Source organism: Halomonas sp. DP1Y21-3, from assembly GCF_019801245.1.
Lineage (GTDB): Bacteria > Pseudomonadota > Gammaproteobacteria > Pseudomonadales > Halomonadaceae > Halomonas > Halomonas litopenaei.
Window position 1 is genome coordinate 446,416 of the sequence record NZ_JAHVJM010000002.1, and the last position, 18,895, is coordinate 465,310.

Below are 18,895 nucleotides of genomic sequence, written 5' to 3' on the forward strand. Positions count from 1 at the left end.
GTGCCCAAGGGCACGGCGTTGTCGCTGCTGGCGGCTGCCCTGGCGCCGCTAAGCTGTTGCCGGCGAGCGGCGAGCCTGCCAGAAGTTGAGGCTGATGATCGCCAGCATGACGGCGGCACCGGCGACGTCGAACACCAGCGACGGCAGGAACACCCCGACGATCGCCGGCAGCAGCAGCACGCGCTGCCAGATCGCCATGCGGGTGAACAGATAGCCTTCCAGGGTGGCGGCGAAGGCGCCCAGCGCCAGAAGCCCGGTGAAGCCCTTCCAGATCAGCAGCCAGACCGGCCCGCCGACGATGATCTCGGGGTTGTAGACCATGAACAGCGGCACCAGGTAGAGGCCCTTGGCAAACTTCCACGACTGGAAGCTGGTCTCCATGGGCTTGGCCCCGGCGATGGCGGCCCCGGCGAAGCCGGCCAGCGCGATCGGCGGCGTCACGTTGGAGTCCTGGGAATACCAGAACACCACCAGGTGGGCGATCAGCAACGGCACCCCGAACTCATTGGCCAGCGCCGGTCCCACCAGCACGATCAGCACGATATAGCTGGCCGTCACCGGCAGCCCCATGCCCAGCACGAGACTCGCCAGCAGCACCATGATCAGCGCCAGCAGCAGGTTACCGCCCGAGAAAGCCAGCATCATGGCCGAGAACTTGAGGCCGAGACCGGTCAGCCCCACTACCCCGACGATGATCCCTGCCACCGCACAGGCCATGGTCACCGCCACGGCGTTGCGCGCACCGAGTTCGAGGCCTTCAATCAGCTTGAGCAGACCGTTGCGACAGGCCAGCCCCAGACGCTCGGCGGTCACCGGCTGCCCCTCGCCTGGCGCCACGAACAAGAACCACACCGCAAAACGCAGCACCGCCACCAGCAGCATGCAGACGATGGCGTAGTAGCCCACTCGCATCGGCGACATGTTCATCATCAACAGCCACACCAGCACCGCCAGCGGCAGCAGGAAGTGCCAGCCGTGCTTGAGCACGTCGCTCATCTGCGGCAGCTCGTCCTTGGCCATGCCCTGCATGCCCTCCTTGAGGGCGATGATATGCACGAACAGATAGACGGTGGCGAAGTACATGAAGGCCGGCAGGATGCTGACCTTGACCACCTCGAGATACGGCAGCCGGGTGTACTCGGCGATCAGGAAGGCACCGGCCCCCATCAGCGGTGGCATGATCTGGCCACCGGTCGACGCCGCCGCCTCGATGCCACCAGCCTGGTGGGGCTTGTAGCCCAGGCGCTTCATCAGCGGGATGGTAAAGGCGCCGGTGGTGACCACGTTGGCGATGGCGCTGCCGGAGATCGAGCCCATGCCGGCGGAGGCGATGACCGCGGCCTTGGCGGGCCCGCCACGCTGGCGGCCGGTGGCAGCGTAGGCAAGATCGATAAAGAACTTGCCCGCCCCGGTGATCTCGAGAAAGGCACCGAACAACACAAAGATGAAGATATAGGTCGCGGCCACCCCCATGGGCAGGCCGAAGATGCCTTCCTGCCCCAGGTAAAGCTGGCCCACCAGGCGATCGAGATTGTAGCCGCGATGCTCGAGGATGCCGGGCAGGAACTGGCCGAGCCAGGGTAACTCGCCACGAGGCCCGGCAAAGGCGTAGAGGATGGCGATCAGGCCGATGATGGTCATGCCCAGACCCACCGCGCGACGGCTGGCCTCCAGCACCGTGATGGTGGCGATGATGCCGACGGTGATGTCGGTCTGGCTCCAGAAACCGGCGCGATTGATGATCTCGTCCAGAAACAGCGCCATGTAGCCGCCGGTGATCATCGCTCCGGTAAAGAACACAAGGTCGATCGCCCCACCCAGCACGCCCCTGTCACGCTTGGGACCGAACACCGGAAACATCAGGAACGCCAGCATCATCACCAGCGCAAGGTGGATGCTGCGCTGATAGAACAGCCCCAGCGGCTGAATCCCCGCCGAGTAGAGCTGGAACAGCGACAGGCCGACCGCCACCAGGGTGATCAGCCATAGGATGGTCTTGGGGTGGTTGGCCTGGCTGCCAGGCACCACCGGTGAAGCTGCCGTTTCGCTCATTGTCGTGATTCTCGTCAGGCCTTGCCGGCGCTTGGCCGGTCGGCATAATTCGGAATGCTGTCGCAGGTCGCAGGCCCCTCGAGGGGCCGAAGTGCCCACGCGGTTGGTGGCGTTATTCGATAGCCTGGGCCAACGACAGGCTAGTCGCGCCGCTCGAGTCCAACGCTGACCAAACGCCCCGCCGCCAGATCGCTCAGGCTGATGGGCGTGGAGGCCGCCGGCACGGCCAGGGAGTCCCCGTCCGCACAGTCGGCCCGAGCCTTGATCAACGTCTCCAGGGTCGGCTCACCACGGCTGACCAGGCGATGATCGACGCGCTTGGCGCCGACCCTCAGCCGATAGCGATTGCCGGGGACGGGCTCGTCGATGTCCTCGATCCAGTAGCCGCCCTGACCGTCGCTGACCTGGCGTCCGCGCCCGGGCACATGGTCGAGGCCCGCGGCGAAGTCCGGCAGGTGGCTACGTTCAAGCACCATGGCACCGCCGAGGTTGCGATAGCAGTCAAGCACCTCGAAGCCTTCTACCGAGTGATTCCAGGCCAGGCACCAGCCGGCGCCATCGGGCATCGGCAGTTCCACCAGCGCGGCGCCCTCGGCGTCGCGCACGCTCAAGGTAAATAGAGCATCGCTGTCGGCATCACTTGCCTGGCCAGCGCCCGCCACGGTCATCAGCGTGACCAGCCCAAGCGCAGGCAGGGCGAGCCCGGAGGCCCGCCCTGCCATGTGTCGACGCCCCGCCATCAAGGACGCTGCTTGTCCTGCACCTCGGCACCGACTTCCTCGTAGTAGCGCAGTGCGCCAGGGTGGAAAGCGATGGGTGTGGAGTTCACCGAGAACTCGACGGTGGTGTCATTGGCCGCCGGATGGATGGCGATCAGCTCGTCGGTCTGCTCGAACAGGGTCTTGGTGATCTGGTAGGCCAGTTCCTCGTCCATCTCGCTGCTGGCGATCAGCACGTTGGGTACGCCAAGGGTCTGCACCGCTTCTTCCATGCCTTCGTAGAGACCGGCCTTGAGCTCATACGGGGCAAACACCGGTTCGTCCTCGCGCGCCTTGGCGACTTCCTCGTCGCTGAGGCCGATCAGCCGAACATCGCTGGTGGTGGCCAGATTCAGAATCGAGCTGGTGGGCGGTCCCACGCTCCAGAAACCGGCATCGATATCGCCATCACGCAGGGCGTCGGCGGTCTCGTTGAAGTTCAAGCGACGCGGGTCGAAGTCGTCGTAGCTGATGCCGTTGGCTTCGAGGATGGCGCGGGCGTTGAGCTCGGTGCCGCTGCCGGGCGCACCCACGGACACGACCTTGCCTTCCAGGTCCTCCAGCGAGTCGATGTCGGAGTCGGCCATGGTCACGATCTGCACCGCATTGGGATAGATGGAGGCGATGGCACGAATGTTCTCGAGCTTGCGCCCCTCGAAGTCACCGGTACCGGTAGCGCCCTGGTGGACGGTGTCGGCCAGCGCCAGCGCCAGATCGGAGTCACCACGCCAGACCAGTCCCATGTTCTCCACCGAGGCGCCGGTCACTTCGGCCACGGCGTCGTAGCCGTCGACGTGCTTCTTGATCAGCTCGGCCAGGCCTCCACCGTAGGGGTAGTAGGTGCCGCCGGTTCCACCGGTGGCGATCGACAGCTGGCTCTGGGCCACGGCGCTGTGGCTGGCAACCAGCAGGGATGCCGTCAGGGCAAGGGTCAGTGCTCGCATGGTCTTCCTCCGTTCCTCGTGGGAACCGCTTAGAATTTATTGTGCGGAATTGAAGTGTCGATACAGCAATCGCCTAGGCAAGCTAGCAAGAGCCGGCCTCGCTTGCCACTGCAGACATTTCGACGTTTTTTATCTTTGTCTGCAATTCTCACAAGGTCTTAGAGACACTGGCCCGCCATCCTGCCCGTCGAACCCCCGAAGGGCGCGCGTCTCAGGGAGCTGGCGTCGCGCCGGCTTTTCACGCCTCAGCGTTGACTGTCGACCAGCTCGCGTACCTTGGCGACGATATGGGCACCGATCGGCAACGCCGAGGTCGCCGCCGGCGATGGCGCATTGCCTACGTTGATGGTGCGCGGCGTGTTGACGAACAGGAAGTCGTCGACCAGCTTGCCGTCTCGTGTCACCGCCTGGGCACGCACCCCGGCCGGGTAGGGCTTCAGGTCATCCAGGGTGAGACTCGGGCAGTACTTGCGCACCTCTTCCAGATAACCACGCCGTGACAGCGAGTTCTTCATCTCGCGCATGCCAGGGCCCAGATGACGCCACAGCACCTTGAGAATACCCGGATGGCTGACCATGCCGACCAGATCCGCTGCCGAGACATCACGCTTGCGATAGCCCTCGCGGGCCAGTGCCAGCACGGCGTTGGGCCCCACCGTCACGCTGCCATCGATCATGCGGGTAAGGTGGACGCCGAGAAACGGCATGCTGGGGTCCGGAATGGGGTAGATCAGATGATTGACGATGGCGTTGCGGTGCTCGGGCAACTGAAAGTACTCCCCGCGGAAGGGACAGATGGTGAAGCTCGGGGTCTGCCCCAGCATGCGCACCACCCGGTCGGCCATCAGCCCCGAGCAACTTACCAGGTAGCGACTGCTGAAGGTCTCGGTGGTGGTGGTCACCACCACTTCCTGGCGACGTTCGTCGAGCCCGGTGACCTCCCGTGAGTAGCGGATCTCGCCACCGCGTCGCTCGAACTCGGCGGCCATGGCGCGAGTGACCTCGGCATAGTCGACAATACCGCTGGACGGCACGAAGATGCCGCCGACGCCGGTGATGTTGGGCTCACGCTCTGCAAGGGCACCGGCGTCGAGCCATTCACGCTCGAGCCCATTGGCTTCGGTGCGTTCCCACAGGGCCTTCATCCGCCCCAACTCCACCTCGTTGGTGGCGACCAGCAGCTTGCCGCAGCTGTCGTAGGCGATGCCGTGGGTCTCGCAGAACGCCTTGGTGGCACGGTTGCCTTCCAGACAGAAGCGCGCCTTGAGGCTGCCCGGTGTGTAGTAGACCCCGGCGTGTATCACGCCACTGTTGTGACCGGTCTGATGGCGAGCCGGACCGTCCTCCTTTTCCAGCAACAGCATGCGCTTTTCAGGATAGGCGTCCTTGAGCTGCATGGCGGTGGACATGCCCAGAATGCCACCGCCGATGATGATGAAGTCGTACATGGGGGTCTCGTTGTCCTTGGTCTTGCCCCGCCGCCGGGACGGGACCGGATACATCGTGGGCGGCCGGGTATCGCGGGGCCCATCACCCTAGAGTACCGCGTCGGGCCGTGCCCCGCTGCACCCCTCTTCCCCGGAGGACACCTCAGCCCTGGCGCGCTCGCAGGGTGCTGCCACAGGTGAAGACACCGCGCTGGCGCATCAGCTCGCGTCTGAGCTGCGGGTGAGCCTCGAACTTGTCGCGACCGTGCAGCCAGAAGTGGTTGTTGATCAGCAGGAAGCTGCCGACCGGGTTGGGCAGGGAAATGACGCCGTCGCTCGACTCCAGCGAGTCGGACAGCTCGCAAAGCCAGTTGCCCTCCTCCAGATCACGTGGCTGGACGAACTGATCGATGTAGGCCATCACCGGGCGGCCATCACGGTCGACGTCGAATACCGGGTGAAAGACGTCGCGCACCACCTTCTTGCTGGGCGGAGCCGACCAGCGCATCTCACTGAACGCCAGCGGGTGACGGCAGAACCGCTCCAGCTCGTGCCAGTCGTCCAGATGGAGCAGCCGCGAGTTGCCGCCTTCCATGTGCTGCTCGTCGATCTTCATCATCAGCACGTAGTCGGTGACCTGTTCGACGAAGGTGCCGTCGTTGTGAAGCTCCATCACCCGATGCGGCGCCCGCAGATAGCTGTCGGAGGAGTCGACATTCTCGACCACGAAGCGGGCATAGTACTGACCACTCATGGCATCGAAGTTGGATCGTCCGATCAGGTGGGCAACGGCGGTGGCAAACTTGACCATGTCCTCGGCCTGCTCGACCCGGTCCAGCCCTTCCGGCACGACCTGCAGTGCTCCCTGGCGACGGTCCAGCAGGATATTCGCCAGCCGCGGCCTGAGCGTCCCCTCGCACAGCTCATCGAGTATTCCCGCGACACGAAAACGCAGCATCGACTTGTACTCCAGCGCCTGAATCGGCCATTCGGCACAGGCGTCGAGGAAGGCAGCGACGACCGACCGCTCGACACGCAGCTCCTGCAGACGCTCGGAAGACGTCGACGGGACCAGGGTGAACCCGCGCGGATCGCGTGCGCCAGGGGCGGTGGTCTGATCATCACGATCCTGAAGCTGGGCAGAGGCAAGGATGGACATGGCAGGGCTCCGTATTTGTTTTGACGTTTTGTCAAAATATCTACATTTTTATTTTTAGTCAACAAAAACCCGGCTGCCGCCGGGTGCTGACATTCTCGACAAGGTCCAGAGTTCTTGAAGCGTCCGCCGGCCGGCAAAGATGCCGACCGGCGTTGCGGTCAAGGCGTCAGGTGCCTTCCAGCTCACGACGCATCTGTCGCTGGCTGTAGGCCGTGCCATAGCGGCGGCGGGACCACAGGTACAGGCCAAGCCCGGCACCCATCCAGCCGGCGAACAGCCCCCACTCGATGGGTGACAGCGCCGAGGGGCTACCGGGCAGGTAGAGCCCGATCAGTCCCAGCGACAGCACCACCGCCAGCCAGCCGACCAGGCGAGGATGGCTGACCTTGAACGGTCTTTCGAGTTCCGGCTCCTTGCGCCGAAGCACCAGAAACGAAATGGATACGAACAGGTAGGCGATGACGATGCCGAGACCACCGGCCACCACCAGCCACACCATGGCCTGGCGTCCCAGCAGAGGCGCCAGGCTCGACAAGGCTCCCATCAACAGGATGGCGTTGACCGGCGTCCTGTGACGAGGATGCAGCTTGGCCAGAAAGGCCGGCAGCATGCCGCAGTGGGCCAGTGCATAGATGGCGCGAGAGCCACCGACGTAGAAGGCGTTCCAGCTGGTCAGGATGCCGGCGATACCCGCCAGCACCATCAGGTTGGCCGCCCAGGGGGTGTTGAACACCGCCCCCATGGCGTCAGGTACCGCCAGGGAGCTGTTCTCGAGCTCCGCCTTGGGCAGCATCAATGCCGTTCCCAGCACGATGAAGGCGTACCAGAACACCGCCAGGACCACCGACAGCATCAAAACCCTACCGATCTCGCGAAACGGCAGGTCGATCTCTTCCGCCGCCTGCGGGATGACGTCGAAGCCGACAAACAGGAAAGGAACCATGATCAGCACCATGGTGATCCCGCCCAGCACACCCTCTTCGGTGTTGAACAACGGCGTCAGCGAAGCGCTGCTACCCTCGAACAGGGCGCCGGTGATGAACATCACACCGACGGCCAGAATCAGCAGCGTCACCACCTTCTGGACCAGCGCCGCGGTGCGCACGCCAACATAGTTGATGGCCATCATGACCACCGAGCCGGCCACACCGACGGCAACCCAGGTGGCCTTGACGTCCCAGCCCGCCAGGGTCCACAGGTGACCGACGGCGTAGCCGGGGAACAGATGCTCGACCACGGTGGGCAGCGCTACCGCCTCGAAGGCCACCACGCTGAGATAGCCCAGCACGATCGCCCAGGTACACAGGAAGGAGGCAAAATGGCCCAGGGCACGGTAGCTGTAGACGTGCTCACCGCCGACCTGGGGCATCGCCGAAGCGAGCTCAGAGTAGGTCAGCCCCACCAGCACGATCACCATGCCGCCCAGCACGAATGCCAGTATGGCGCCAAGGCTTCCTGCCGAGGTGATGAAGCCACCCGTCAATACGATCCAGCCCCAGCCGACCATGGCACCGAAGGCCAGCGCCAGGACGTCCTTGCGGGCCAGCACTCGGCTCAGCTGGGCTCCGCCATTGCTGTTATTGTCCATGAGATAAACCTCTCGCCGCAGTGGTGCGTTCCCGCAGAACAGTGATTGTTGACCGGGGACAGGACGCACCGTTGAATTTATCAATCGCGCGTGCAACTTATCATGAGGATGTTTGCCGTCCGCAGCCTTCGTTTATACCTCTTTGGTCTAAGTTTGTAGGGCCTGCAGATGGCGCCATCGCCGTCAGCCGCAGTCTCCCGCGGCGTCTGCGGAATGAGGAGTTTTCGTCGCTGCGCCACGTCCAGAACGGACACCAAATTGGACTGGCAAGAGGGCAAAAAAGGTTGCATGCTGTAGGGGTCGAAAACGCCCATTGGAGTACCATGAGCACCGCAGATTCCTTGTCTCGAGCAGACGCTTCCGAACCGCCTCCTCGACGATGCCCTGACCTCGATGTCAGGGACCTGGAACAGCGCACACGACTGATGCGCATTGTTACGCGGCTTATCGCCGTATCTGATCTCGGAAGCCGCGAGATCGCACGCCGCGCGGGTCTCCCCATGCAGAAGATCAGTGATCTGCTGTCGGGACGACTGGAACACTTCACCTGCGACGAGCTGCAGGCCATTCGCCGCATCATCGACGATGGCCATCTGTCACTCTCCTGATTGGCCCGTGCTGGACGGCGCCCCGGAAGGCAATTCTGCCAGGGCGCCGCGTCTTGTTGGCGCGAGCCATTGCCCCGCCCTTCCCCTTGATCTTCATGCCATGAGGAATCATCGATGCGCCGTCTGCTAGCGGCTTGTCTGCTATGTGTGTCTGCAAGCGCCCTGGCCGATGGCCAGGCCACCCTGGTCGATGGCAGTGGCGACCCCGAGAGCGCCGTCACCGCACGCTGGATCGGTGATCAACTGCGCCTGGACTTTCCCCGCCACGCGGCCAAGGGCTATCTGCTGTTGAGAGACGGCAAGGGCCACGTGGTCACCAACTTCGGTGGTCAGACGGTGGTGCTGGGCATCCGCGATGTTCAATCCATCGCCGGGCAACTCGGTGGCCAGGACCTGTCCGACCTCGGCAGTTACCAGGCCCAGCAGGTGCTGTCGCTGGAGCCTGTCGGCACGCGGGAAAGTGTCGCCGGCATCGAGGGCGAGGTCTATCGTCTTGACTGGATTACCCAGGAGGGCGATCGCCGAGAGGATGAACTGGTACTCAGCCAGCGACCGGAGGTCATCGAGCTTTTACGGGTCGTCGACCGCTATCAGAGCATTCTGTCGGGGCAACCGGACCCGGTGGCGGCAAGGCTCGAGCAACAGGGGCTCGGACTTCTGCGTTTTGGCGACAAGTTTCAGGTGGCCAGCCTGACGGCGACGTCGCCCGATCCTGCCCTGCTGGCATTGCCGTCCCAGAGTGGCAACGTTGGTGAGCTGTTGCGTTCGGTCATTCAATAGACTTAGGGCCAGGCGCCAACTTTCCCCCTCTCCAGCAGTAGATCCACAGCATACCTAGGATGGTGTACTTGATCGCGCACCGCGTGGAATAGGTGTGTGTCAATTGCGTGTAAAACCGCGAAAATGCGATGCAGGAGTCTCCAATCCACGATATATCTTGAAGGTAGCCTTCAAGACATGGTGCGGCCGCACGGCTCGATGTCGTTCCGCAGTGGTCGCACCCATCCAGTGAGAGTTGCCATGAGGCCAATCGACAAGTCCCTGCTGGAACAGATGCACATCAGCGAGGTCGAGATCCAGCGTCGCAAGGAATTCCTGAGCCTCGACGAAGCCGACCTGGCCGATCTGGCAGCGCTCAAACCCCTCATCAACGAGCATATCGAGATCATCGTCGAAGAGTTCTACGAGCGGCAGACCGAGATCGACGAGATCAGCCTGCTGATCGGCGACTCCGAGACCCTGCAGCGACTGCGCTCGGCCCAGCGCCAGTACGTCCTCGACATCTTCACCGGCTACTACGACGCGGAATACGTCAACAGTCGGCTGCGCATCGGTCTGGTGCACAAGCGTATCGGCGTCGAACCCAAGCTGTTTCTGGCCGCCATGCGCACGCTCAAGGAAATCCTGTTTCGCGTCATCGACGAGAACCTCGAGGACGTGCAGGCGACCAAGTCGGCGAAGAACAACCTCGACAAATTGATGTACTTCGATATCACCCTGGTCTTCGATACCTATATCGATACCCTGCTCAACGAGGTCCACAGCGCCAAGCGCCGGATGGAGCTCTACGCTCGCAACCTGGAAGAGAAGACCAAGGAGCTGGCCGCCTACGCAGAAAAGGACGCCCTCACCGGGCTGTTCAACAAGCGAGGCATGAGCGAGGCCCTGAACAGGGAGATCCGCATGGCCGAGCGACGTCACTCGCTGGTCAGCCTGATCTACTGCGATATCGATGACTTCAAGCAGATCAACGATACCCACGGCCACCACAAGGGTGATGAAATCCTTGTCACCTTCGGCCAGATCATGCGTGAAACGGTCCGCAGCAGCGACATCTGCTGCCGCCTCGGGGGGGATGAATTCTGCTGTATCCTGCCAGACTGTGACGCCAAGAGCGCCAAGACCATCGGCAGCAAGATTGAACTGGCCTTCCAGAGCAAGTACCCGAACTTCTCGATCAGCCTGGGCGTCGCCGAGACCGGGGATCGAGACTACCTGCGCGAGGAAGAACTGCTGCGCGCCGCCGACGCCATGATGTATCGCAACAAGGAAGCCAGAAAGCGCAGTGCCGCAGAGGCCGCCTCGAAGACCTCAGCCAGGACGTTGCCAGCCCCCGCCCAGGCAGCAGAGAAGACAACCAGCTCAACGGCCGCCCAGAGTGACGATCACTGACTTCCACTCGCCTGGCTCGGCATTGTCTCGATAAAAATTTAAATTTCTGCTAATAAAGTTGGATCTAAAATAAAAAGCCTCGATCAGGGCATGCGGGAAGCTCGGCAGACGCCCCTGCTTCAACCAGGTCCTGATGGTGGCATGTGCTGGTTGTCGTACGGTCTCGAGGAAAATGCCCCATGTCCTACCATGAAGCCAAGGAACACGCGCCCGGTCGCCTGCATCGGCTATTCAGTTCGCCCTATACCGCCTTCGACAACCAGACCAGCGAGCGACGCCTGCATCTACTGCTGGCCCTCAATCTGCTGGTCTTCGCGCCGATGCGCCAGGGCCGACTGACGTTACGACTGCTCGATGGCTGGGAAAACGGCGACTGCGAACAGCACACCCTGAACTTCCGGGACGCCGACATCCACCGCCCCCATGACCTCATCAACGCCGCACCACACACCCAGTCACACCCACTGCTCGCCCCGGCCCTGGAAGAGGCGTTGTCCAGCGCCGAGGCCAATGCCATGGGGCTGGATAGCGATATTCGCCTTCACCCGGCGAAGTGGCCGGCCTTCCCCGGCGGACTCTCGCTCTACACACGCTACAAGGTCTGCCATCGCCTCATCTATGGCGAAGACGACAGCTACCGCTCGATTCGCTGCGAGACCCCGGTAGGCCTGCGCGAGATTCACGAGTTCCACTTGGAAGAAGGCGACTTCGCCGTCAGCCTGCCCCACGATGACTCCCCCGCCGACAGCGATGACACCGTGGGCCTGGTCCTTCATGCGGCCCAGCGCTCCGCCCTCACCCACTGGCTTGCCGATCTGGCAGAGCAACCACTGTCGAAGCTGATGGGCTGAGTTCAGGCGTCTCTGGGCACCCTGCCCATCAAATAGAATTCCGGGTTGGGTGGCGTCCCGGTCAAGGTCACCAGGCGGTTGGACAGCCCAAAGAAGGCGCAGATCGCACCGATATCCCAGATATCGTCGCGGCTGAATCCCACCGCCTGCAGACGTTGCTCCCACTCATCGGTCAGCTCGCCCAGATCGATTGCGCAGTGCAGCGCGAAGTCCAGCATGACGCGATGTCGCTCGCTCAAGCCAGAACTGCGATGGTTGACCGCCACCTGGTCGGCGAGCAGAGGATCCTTGCTGTAGATCCTGACCAGCGCTCCATGAGCCACCACGCAGTAGAGGCAGTGGTTGCGGGCGCTGGTGGCGACCACGATCATCTCCTTCTCGGCCTTGGTCAGGCTATCGGACTCACGCTCCATCAGCGCATCGTGATAGGCGAAGAAGGCACGAAACTCCGCCGGCCGATGGGCCAGCATCAAGAAGACATTAGGCACGAAGCCCGCCTTCTCCTGAACCGCCAGGATGCTGTCACGGATATCATCGGGCAGATCGTTCAGTGATTCGGGGACGGGAAAGCGGCTGAGAGATGGGCTGATCGAGGGGCTCATGGGGGCTCCGGGCTGACGTGGGCATGGAAGAAGGGCCTGGCAACACATTGACGTTAACGTAAAGGTCAATATTGCGCTCTGGTACTTTGATCGAATGCCGGGTCGCCGCTGCCGAAGACGACGATGCCCCCTTGACGGGGGCATCGCAGCCTGCAGCCGGGCCAGGCCCGAGAGCTCGAGTCAGGCAGGACGTGGCCGCTGCGCCAGCATGCCTGCTCGGCCCTGGATCAGCCGAGCGAGATGGTGCTATTGATGCCGCTCGAGACGTTTTCCGGCTCGAACCAACGCGCGGTCACCGTCTTGGTCTGGGTCCAGAAGCTGATGGCCTGCTTGCCATTGGGGCCAAGGTCGCCCAGCTTGGAGGCGCGCGAGCCGGTAAAACTGAAGTAGGCCACCGGCACCGGGATCGGCACATTGATGCCCACCTGACCGACATCGATATCGCTCTCGAAGCGACGCGCCACCCAGCCGGAATTGGTGAAGATGGAAGTACCATTGCCGTTGGGGTTGGCGTTGACGAAGGCGATGGCCTCGTCCAGCGTGTCCACCTCGACCACGCACAGCACCGGACCGAACACCTCTTCACGATAGATGCTTATGTCCGCCGTCACGCCGGCGAACAGGGTTGGGCCGACGAAGTTGCCGTCGGGGTAGCCCTCGACCTGGCAGCCACGTCCGTCGACCAGCAGCCGAGCGCCTTCCTGTTCGCCCTTGGCGATCAAGCCTTCGACACGATCCTTGGCCGCCGGTGACACCAGAGGCCCGAGATCCGCCTCGCGGTCGGTGCCCGGCCCCACCTTCATGTTGCGAGCCCCCTCGACGATATCCTCGAGCCACTCCCGGGCCTGGCCGACCAGCACCACCACCGAGTTGGCCATGCAGCGCTGGCCGGCGGCGCCGAAGGCCGACCCCAGCAGGTTGTTGATGGCCTGAGAGCGGTTGGCGTCAGGCATCACCACACAGTGGTTCTTGGCACCCATCATGGCTTGAGCGCGCTTGCCGGACTCGCTGGCACGGCGATAAAGCTGGGTGCCGACATGGGTGGACCCGATAAACGACATGGCCTTGATATCCGGGTGCTCGCACAGGTGATTGGCGACATCAGGGCCGCCATGCACCACGTTGAGCACACCGGCGGGGACACCGGCCTCGAGCGCCAGTTCCACCAGGCGCAGGGTGGAGCTCGGGTCCTGTTCGGAGGGCTTCAGCACGAAGGTGTTGCCGGTGGCAATGGCCAGCGGGAACATGAAGCAGGGCAACATGATGGGGAAGTTGAAGGCGGTGATGCCGGCACCTACCCCCAGCGGCTGGTTGAGGGTGTAGACGTCCACCTCGTTGGCGGCGTTCTCGGCCAGCTCCCCCAGTTGCAGCGAGGTGATCGAGCAGGCGTGTTCGACCACCTCGAGACCACGACCGACTTCACCTTCGGCGTCGGGCAGGGTCTTGCCGTGCTCCTCGGTGATCAGGGCGGCAAGCTCCGGGGTATGCTCGCGAATCAGCGCCTGCAGCTTGAGCATGATGCGCATGCGCTTGGCCAGCGGCACCTTGCGCCAGGTGGCAAAGGCCTGATGGGCGCTGGCAACGGCCCGGTCGACCTCCTCCAGGGTACAGAACGGCACCCGCGCGACCACTTGCTGGGTCGCCGGATTGATCACATCGCGCCATTCGCTGGACTGCGAGGGGACGGCCTGGCCATCGATGATCATGGGAATTTCGCGGACTGACATGGGCGTGCTCCGGCTGTTGTCGTTGTGCATGAGCGTGGCGTCGTATGAGATGGACTGGGCGTACTGCCATGCCAGCAGCCGCCTTGATCGTTGTGGCGGTGTGCACCACGGCACGGCTATCCATGCTGACCAGTCTAGACACAGGTAGGATGGCCAAACAACGGCCAGCCAGGCACATTGCTTGTGCACTGATGCACAACCACAAACACATCGAAGTCCACGACGTCGTCGCTCAGCGGAGGTGATTTTTGCTCGACTGGCAGGACCTTCAGGTCTTTCTCGAGGTGGCCAGGCATGCCCGCCTGTCCGACGCCGCCCGACGGCTGGGCGTTGACCACTCGACCCTGTCGCGGCGAACCCGCCGCTTCGAACAGCGACTCAACACCCAGTTGTTCGAACGCAGCACCCACGGCTACCGCCTGACTCCCGCCGGCGAACGTCTGAAGAGCCACGCGGAACAGATGGCCCGACACGCCGACGAGGCCGCCGACAGCCTGACCGATCAGAACCTGCGCCTGGAGGGCCAGATCCGACTTGGCGTGACCGAAGGCTTCGGGACCTGGGTGGTGGCCCCGCTGCTCAGCGCCTTCTGCCGGCGTCATCCCGGCCTCACCCTGGACCTGCTGGCGCTGCCTCGCGTGGTCAATCTCAGCCGCCATGAGGCAGACCTGGCGATCACCATCGAACGACCGGGCAATCCCGGCCTGGTCACCTCACGACTGTGCGACTACCGGCTCAAGCTCTACGCGGCGAGGCACTACGTCGAACGCCACGGGGCACCGCAGCAGCTTGCCCAGCTGGGCACACATCCGCTGATCGGCTACGTGGACGACCTGTTGTTCAGCGAGCAACTCAACTACCTGGATCCGTTGCTGTCGCCGCAGGTGCAACAGGCGCAGCAGACCCACTTTGCGCTTCGCAGCACCAGCGTGACGACCCAGATGATGGCCACCGAGAGCGGCGCAGGCCTGGGCATTCTGCCGTGCTTCATGACGGCGGGACGAGACGGGCTGATGCCGCTGCTGGAGGACGAAGTGTCGGTGGTGCGTCAGTTCTGGATCACCGCCCGGCAGGAGCAGCGCCAGCTTGCCCGGGTGCGTCTGCTGTGGGACTTCCTGCGCGAGGCGCTGGCAATGAATCAGGATTTTCTGATGGGACGCCATGACCGGCTGGTGCTGTCGGACGACGTCGAATGAACACCGGCTGGCTGCCACCAGGGCCGGCGCCAGCATAGGACTGGGCCCCCGCTGGCGCGGTGGTGTCGCAAGCCCCAGAACCACGACACCCCGCCTGGGCGGGGTGTCGTCGATGCGCAAGCAACCGCGTCAGGATTCGACCTTGGGTGGCTCGACCTCGAGCTTCTGGGCAGCGATCACCGCCTGGGTGCGCGAGTGCACGCCCAGCTTTCTGAGGATGGCGGTCACGTGGGCCTTGATGGTGGCCTCGGAGACGTTCAGCTCGTAGGCGATCTGCTTGTTGAGCAGGCCTTCGGTCAACATGTTGAGTACGCGGAACTGCTGAGGCGTCAGCGAGGCGATGGCCTCGGCAAAGCGCGCCTCTTCCTCGTTGGCCTCACCCAGGGCGTCGGCCATCTCTTCCGGCAGCCACACTTCGCCGTCGAGGATCTCGCCCACCGCCTCGGCGATCAACGCCAGCGACGAGGACTTGGGAATGAACCCCGAGGCACCGTAGTCGATGGCGCGGCGCACGACGTGCACTTCATCGCTGCCGGATACTACCGCCACCGGCACATCCGGGGTCTGACCACGCAGCTGGATCAGCCCGGAGAAGCCGTGGGCTCCAGGCATGTGCAGATCGAGCAGGATCAGGTCCGCGTCGGGGTGGCGAATGACCACGTCCGAGGTGGCCTCCATGGTGTCGGCCTCGATGATTTCGGCCTGGGGCGCGAGCTGGCGAAGCGCCTGCGTCAGGGCGGCACGGAACAGCGGATGATCATCGGCTACGATGAATTTCTGGGCAAAGGCCATGGACTCTCCTCCGGATTCCGATGCAGCGTGTCAGGCCTGGACGCCGCAACGCAAGACGCTTGTTTGCACAGCATGTTACCCCATGGTTGCCGGCTTTCCCAAGCGCCCTGACGCAAGCATCCTCAACGGCTACCCGTGGTGCCGACTCTGCGGCCTCCATCACTATGCAAAAACGGGCCGGCGCCGGAAGTTTCCGGCAGCCGGCCCGCGGGACCTGCTGTTACGCCATGAGCCTTACTTGGCGGCGCGGTGCTCGATCAGATCCTCGACCACCGAAGGATCGGCCAGGGTACTGGTGTCGCCGAGGCCATCGCACTCATTGGCGGCAATCTTGCGCAGAATCCGGCGCATGATCTTGCCCGAGCGGGTCTTGGGCAGTCCCGGTGCCCACTGGATATGATCCGGCGAGGCGATCGGGCCGATGTCCTTGCGCACCCACTGGGTCAGTTCCTTCTTGAGCTCGTCGGTGGGTTCGGCCTCGTCGTTGAGGGTCACGTAGATATAGATACCCTGACCCTTGATGTCATGGGGGAAGCCCACCACGGCGGCCTCGGCCACCGCTGAGTGTGCCACCAGCGAGGACTCGATCTCGGCGGTGCCCATGCGGTGACCGGACACGTTGAGGACGTCGTCCACCCGGCCGGTGATCCAGTAGTAGCCGTCCTCGTCACGGCGACAGCCGTCACCGGTGAAGTAAGTCCCCTCGTAGGTGGAGAAGTAGGTCTGGATGAAGCGCTCGTGATTGTTCCAGATGGAGCGCGCCTGTCCCGGCCAGGAATCGAGGATGACCAGGTTGCCGTCGGTGGCGCCCTCTAGGCGCTTGCCTTCGTTGTCCACCAGCGCCGGCTGCACACCGAAGAACGGCAGGGTCGCGGAGCCCGGCTTCTGGTCGATGGCACCGGGCAACGGGGTGATCATGATGCCGCCGGTCTCGGTCTGCCACCAGGTATCGACGATCGGGCATTTGCTGTTGCCGATCACCCGGTAGAACCACTCCCAGGCCTCGGGGTTGATCGGCTCGCCCACCGAGCCAAGCAGGCGCAGGCTATCCCGAGAGCTGGAGTCCATCACCTTGTCGCCGTGGGCCATCAGGGCGCGCACTGCGGTGGGGGCGGTGTAGAGGATACTGACCTTGTGCTTGTCGACGATCTCACCCATCCGCCCGTGGGTCGGATAGCTCGGCACCCCCTCGAACATCAGGGTCACCGCACCGTTGGCCAGGGGCCCATAGACGATGTAGCTGTGGCCGGTGACCCAGCCCACGTCCGCAGTGCACCAGTAGACCTCGTCCTCGTGATAGTCGAACACGTACTGGTGGGTGAGGCTGGCGTAGGTCAGGTAGCCACCGGTGGTGTGCTTGAGCCCCTTGGGGGTGCCGGTGGAGCCGGAGGTATACAGGATGAACAGCGGATCCTCGGCGCCCATCTCTTCGGCCGGGCAGTCGGTGTCCTGGTCGGCCACGGCGTCGTGGTACCAGACGTCACGTCCCTCGTGCCATTCGATGTCACCGCCGGTACGCTTGACCACCAGCACCTTCTCGGCCACGTCGGTGCCATCACGGGTCAGTGCAGCGTCGACGTTGTCCTTCAGCGGTACCTGCTTGCCACCGCGTACGGACTGGTCGGCGGTGATGATGACCCGTGAGGCAGCGTCCTTGACCCGCTGTGCCAGGGCGTCGGGAGAAAAGCCGCCGAACACCACCGAGTGCACCGCACCGATACGGGCGCAGGCCAGCATGGCCATGGCGGCTTCCGGGATCATCGGCATGTACAGGGTCACGGTGTCACCCTTGCCGATCCCCATGGACTTCAGGGCGTTGGCCAGCTGGCAGGTACGCTCGTACAGCTCGCGGTAGGTGATCACCGAAGATTCGTTCGGATCGTCCCCTTCCCAGATGATCGCCGGCTTGTCGCCACGCTTGTCGAGGTGTCGATCCAGGCAGTTGGCCGCCACGTTGAGGGTGCCATCCTCGAACCAGCGGATATCGACATTGTCGCTGGCGAAGGATACCGACTTGATGGTCTGCGGTGGCTTGATCCAGTCAAGGCGTGCGGCCTGCTCCTTCCAGAAGCCCTCGGGATCTTCCACCGACTGCCGGTAGAGCTTGTCGTAGGTGGCCTTGTCGGCCCAGGCGGTCTTGGCAAACGCATCGGAAACCGGATAGACGTGCTGATGATCGCTCATGGTGCTCTGTCCTTGGATACCCATCGAAGTGAAGAGCCAGCCGCCTGAATAAGAGAGACCGACCGGCGCGAATAACCTGACAGCCAGCATAACGTCGCCAGGCCAGGGTTTCCCCTTAGACATTGGTATGACTATTTTTTTATTTTATAACAAGAGGTTAAGCGCAAATTTCAGCACTTCTTCCCAACCAGGCACAGTCGGCAGCGACAGTGCCGGCAGCGATACTCCTGACCGGCCTGGGCGTTGGCGTGACGCCGTGCCGAGAATCCGTGCTCGCGACAGGCGCAGCGATAGCGATACGGGACAGGGCTCGAGCGGGCGGTATCGAAGCGATGGGTGACCCGGGGGGCCAAGCCGAACAGCCTGAGCATGACGGTCTGCCACTCCCTGCCATGGGGGCGAAAGGTAGGCCCATCTTCCAGGTGCCAGACCAGCCAGTGGGCCACCTCGTGGGGCACCACCTCGGTGAAGAAGGCGTGGCGGTTCTCTTCCAACAACTGGCCATTGAAGCGCAGTCCGCCGCGACCGAAGTGGGCCTGCCCTGCGCCCTTGCCGCGCAGATCGCACCACACCTTCGGCTCCGGCAGCCCAGGATGATAGTCACGACACAGCGCCACCGCCTCCACGACTCTTGCCATCAGCGCCTGGCGCAGGGCGGCGACGTCGAGTGACTGAAGCCAGGCGTCGTCGACGTCGGGCAACACCGGGGTGGGAGAGTCACCGCGAGCGCGCGGGCGAATTGATGGCCGGGTCGAGGTCATGACGCAGTCAGAGTAGGTAAAGGAGTGCTAGAATGCCGCCTCGAACGGGGACGGTAAAGACCACCGTCCAGTCA

At 63.4% G+C, this 18,895-nt stretch carries 16 protein-coding genes; 5 read left to right on the forward strand and 11 right to left on the reverse strand.

Annotated features, from left to right (window positions below):
- Positions 1 to 48: 48 nt before the first annotated feature.
- The 6 genes from KUV74_RS07205 to KUV74_RS07230 all read right to left on the reverse strand — a co-directional run bounded on the left by KUV74_RS07205 (position 49) and on the right by KUV74_RS07230 (position 7,928).
- The gene (locus tag KUV74_RS07205) at positions 49 to 2,052 is read right to left on the reverse strand and encodes a TRAP transporter permease (protein ID WP_108448224.1); all 2,004 of its coding nucleotides are present in this window, start codon (positions 2,050 to 2,052) and stop codon (positions 49 to 51) included.
- A 140-nt stretch (positions 2,053 to 2,192) separates the two neighbouring features.
- On the reverse strand, positions 2,193 to 2,774 hold the full coding sequence (locus KUV74_RS07210; protein ID WP_240184177.1) for a DUF1850 domain-containing protein: 582 nt from the start codon (positions 2,772 to 2,774) through the stop codon (positions 2,193 to 2,195).
- 17 nt (positions 2,775 to 2,791) lie between these two features.
- Positions 2,792 to 3,754, reverse strand: a complete 963-nt coding sequence (locus tag KUV74_RS07215; RefSeq protein WP_108132391.1) for a TAXI family TRAP transporter solute-binding subunit — start codon at positions 3,752 to 3,754, stop codon at positions 2,792 to 2,794.
- Between the two features lie 245 nt (positions 3,755 to 3,999).
- Positions 4,000 to 5,202 (reverse strand): L-2-hydroxyglutarate oxidase, encoded by a 1,203-nt coding sequence (lhgO, locus tag KUV74_RS07220; RefSeq protein WP_108448222.1) that lies wholly within the window; start codon positions 5,200 to 5,202, stop codon positions 4,000 to 4,002.
- A gap of 142 nt (positions 5,203 to 5,344) precedes the next feature.
- On the reverse strand, positions 5,345 to 6,340 hold the full coding sequence (glaH, locus tag KUV74_RS07225; protein ID WP_083970404.1) for a glutarate dioxygenase GlaH: 996 nt from the start codon (positions 6,338 to 6,340) through the stop codon (positions 5,345 to 5,347).
- Positions 6,341 to 6,506: 166 nt separating this feature from the next.
- Positions 6,507 to 7,928 carry an APC family permease gene (locus tag KUV74_RS07230; RefSeq protein ID WP_045992816.1) on the reverse strand — a complete coding sequence of 474 codons (1,422 nt, stop codon included), beginning with the start codon at positions 7,926 to 7,928 and terminating at the stop codon, positions 6,507 to 6,509.
- 323 nt (positions 7,929 to 8,251) lie between these two features.
- Between KUV74_RS07230 and KUV74_RS07235 the strand changes: the two genes are divergently transcribed.
- The 4 genes from KUV74_RS07235 (at position 8,252) to KUV74_RS07250 (ending at position 11,559) form a co-directional block, all read left to right on the forward strand.
- A complete protein-coding gene (locus tag KUV74_RS07235; protein ID WP_071211119.1) occupies positions 8,252 to 8,536 on the forward strand; it encodes an XRE family transcriptional regulator in 285 nt (94 codons plus the stop codon).
- Between the two features lie 114 nt (positions 8,537 to 8,650).
- Entirely contained in the window at positions 8,651 to 9,316 is a 666-nt protein-coding gene (locus KUV74_RS07240; protein WP_045992818.1) for a hypothetical protein, read from the forward strand.
- A 240-nt stretch (positions 9,317 to 9,556) separates the two neighbouring features.
- Positions 9,557 to 10,708, forward strand: a complete 1,152-nt coding sequence (locus KUV74_RS07245; RefSeq protein WP_181248598.1) for a diguanylate cyclase — start codon at positions 9,557 to 9,559, stop codon at positions 10,706 to 10,708.
- A 179-nt stretch (positions 10,709 to 10,887) separates the two neighbouring features.
- Entirely contained in the window at positions 10,888 to 11,559 is a 672-nt protein-coding gene (locus KUV74_RS07250) for a hypothetical protein (RefSeq protein ID WP_045992819.1), read from the forward strand.
- A 2-nt stretch (positions 11,560 to 11,561) separates the two neighbouring features.
- Here the strand turns inward: KUV74_RS07250 and KUV74_RS07255 are convergent, their stop codons facing one another.
- Positions 11,562 to 12,161: a peroxidase-related enzyme gene (locus KUV74_RS07255; RefSeq protein ID WP_261395179.1), complete on the reverse strand. Its 600-nt coding sequence runs from the start codon at positions 12,159 to 12,161 to the stop codon at positions 11,562 to 11,564.
- 227 nt (positions 12,162 to 12,388) lie between these two features.
- Positions 12,389 to 13,888: a CoA-acylating methylmalonate-semialdehyde dehydrogenase gene (locus tag KUV74_RS07260; protein WP_222516003.1), complete on the reverse strand. Its 1,500-nt coding sequence runs from the start codon at positions 13,886 to 13,888 to the stop codon at positions 12,389 to 12,391.
- Between the two features lie 248 nt (positions 13,889 to 14,136).
- Between KUV74_RS07260 and KUV74_RS07265 the strand changes: the two genes are divergently transcribed.
- Positions 14,137 to 15,084 (forward strand): LysR family transcriptional regulator, encoded by a 948-nt coding sequence (locus KUV74_RS07265; RefSeq protein ID WP_222516004.1) that lies wholly within the window; start codon positions 14,137 to 14,139, stop codon positions 15,082 to 15,084.
- Positions 15,085 to 15,213: 129 nt separating this feature from the next.
- Here KUV74_RS07265 and KUV74_RS07270 read toward each other — a convergent pair whose 3' ends face one another.
- The 3 genes from KUV74_RS07270 to KUV74_RS07280 all read right to left on the reverse strand — a co-directional run bounded on the left by KUV74_RS07270 (position 15,214) and on the right by KUV74_RS07280 (position 18,821).
- Complete coding sequence (locus KUV74_RS07270) at positions 15,214 to 15,876, reverse strand: LuxR C-terminal-related transcriptional regulator (RefSeq protein ID WP_045992823.1); 663 nt, start codon at positions 15,874 to 15,876, stop codon at positions 15,214 to 15,216.
- Positions 15,877 to 16,110: 234 nt separating this feature from the next.
- Positions 16,111 to 18,060: an acetate--CoA ligase gene (acs, locus tag KUV74_RS07275; protein ID WP_222516005.1), complete on the reverse strand. Its 1,950-nt coding sequence runs from the start codon at positions 18,058 to 18,060 to the stop codon at positions 16,111 to 16,113.
- A 170-nt stretch (positions 18,061 to 18,230) separates the two neighbouring features.
- Positions 18,231 to 18,821 (reverse strand): SprT-like domain-containing protein, encoded by a 591-nt coding sequence (locus KUV74_RS07280; protein ID WP_222516006.1) that lies wholly within the window; start codon positions 18,819 to 18,821, stop codon positions 18,231 to 18,233.
- Positions 18,822 to 18,895 lie beyond the last annotated feature (74 nt).

Bases quoted from the DNA above. Each gene is read 5' to 3' on its own strand.
- lhgO (WP_108448222.1), bottom strand. From the start codon at position 5,202: ATGTACGACTTCATCATCATCGGCGGTGGCATTCTGGGCATGTCCACC.
- KUV74_RS07270 (WP_045992823.1), bottom strand. From the start codon at position 15,876: ATGGCCTTTGCCCAGAAATTCATCGTAGCCGATGATCATCCGCTGTTC.
- glaH (WP_083970404.1), bottom strand. From the start codon at position 6,340: ATGTCCATCCTTGCCTCTGCCCAGCTTCAGGATCGTGATGATCAGACC.
- KUV74_RS07240 (WP_045992818.1), top strand. From the start codon at position 8,651: ATGCGCCGTCTGCTAGCGGCTTGTCTGCTATGTGTGTCTGCAAGCGCC.
- KUV74_RS07250 (WP_045992819.1), top strand. From the start codon at position 10,888: ATGTCCTACCATGAAGCCAAGGAACACGCGCCCGGTCGCCTGCATCGG.
- KUV74_RS07260 (WP_222516003.1), bottom strand. From the start codon at position 13,888: ATGTCAGTCCGCGAAATTCCCATGATCATCGATGGCCAGGCCGTCCCC.
- KUV74_RS07210 (WP_240184177.1), bottom strand. From the start codon at position 2,774: ATGGCAGGGCGGGCCTCCGGGCTCGCCCTGCCTGCGCTTGGGCTGGTC.
- KUV74_RS07230 (WP_045992816.1), bottom strand. From the start codon at position 7,928: ATGGACAATAACAGCAATGGCGGAGCCCAGCTGAGCCGAGTGCTGGCC.
- KUV74_RS07245 (WP_181248598.1), top strand. From the start codon at position 9,557: ATGAGGCCAATCGACAAGTCCCTGCTGGAACAGATGCACATCAGCGAG.
- KUV74_RS07205 (WP_108448224.1), bottom strand. From the start codon at position 2,052: ATGAGCGAAACGGCAGCTTCACCGGTGGTGCCTGGCAGCCAGGCCAAC.
- KUV74_RS07235 (WP_071211119.1), top strand. From the start codon at position 8,252: ATGAGCACCGCAGATTCCTTGTCTCGAGCAGACGCTTCCGAACCGCCT.
- KUV74_RS07255 (WP_261395179.1), bottom strand. From the start codon at position 12,161: ATGAGCCCCTCGATCAGCCCATCTCTCAGCCGCTTTCCCGTCCCCGAA.
- KUV74_RS07280 (WP_222516006.1), bottom strand. From the start codon at position 18,821: ATGACCTCGACCCGGCCATCAATTCGCCCGCGCGCTCGCGGTGACTCT.
- KUV74_RS07215 (WP_108132391.1), bottom strand. From the start codon at position 3,754: ATGCGAGCACTGACCCTTGCCCTGACGGCATCCCTGCTGGTTGCCAGC.
- acs (WP_222516005.1), bottom strand. From the start codon at position 18,060: ATGAGCGATCATCAGCACGTCTATCCGGTTTCCGATGCGTTTGCCAAG.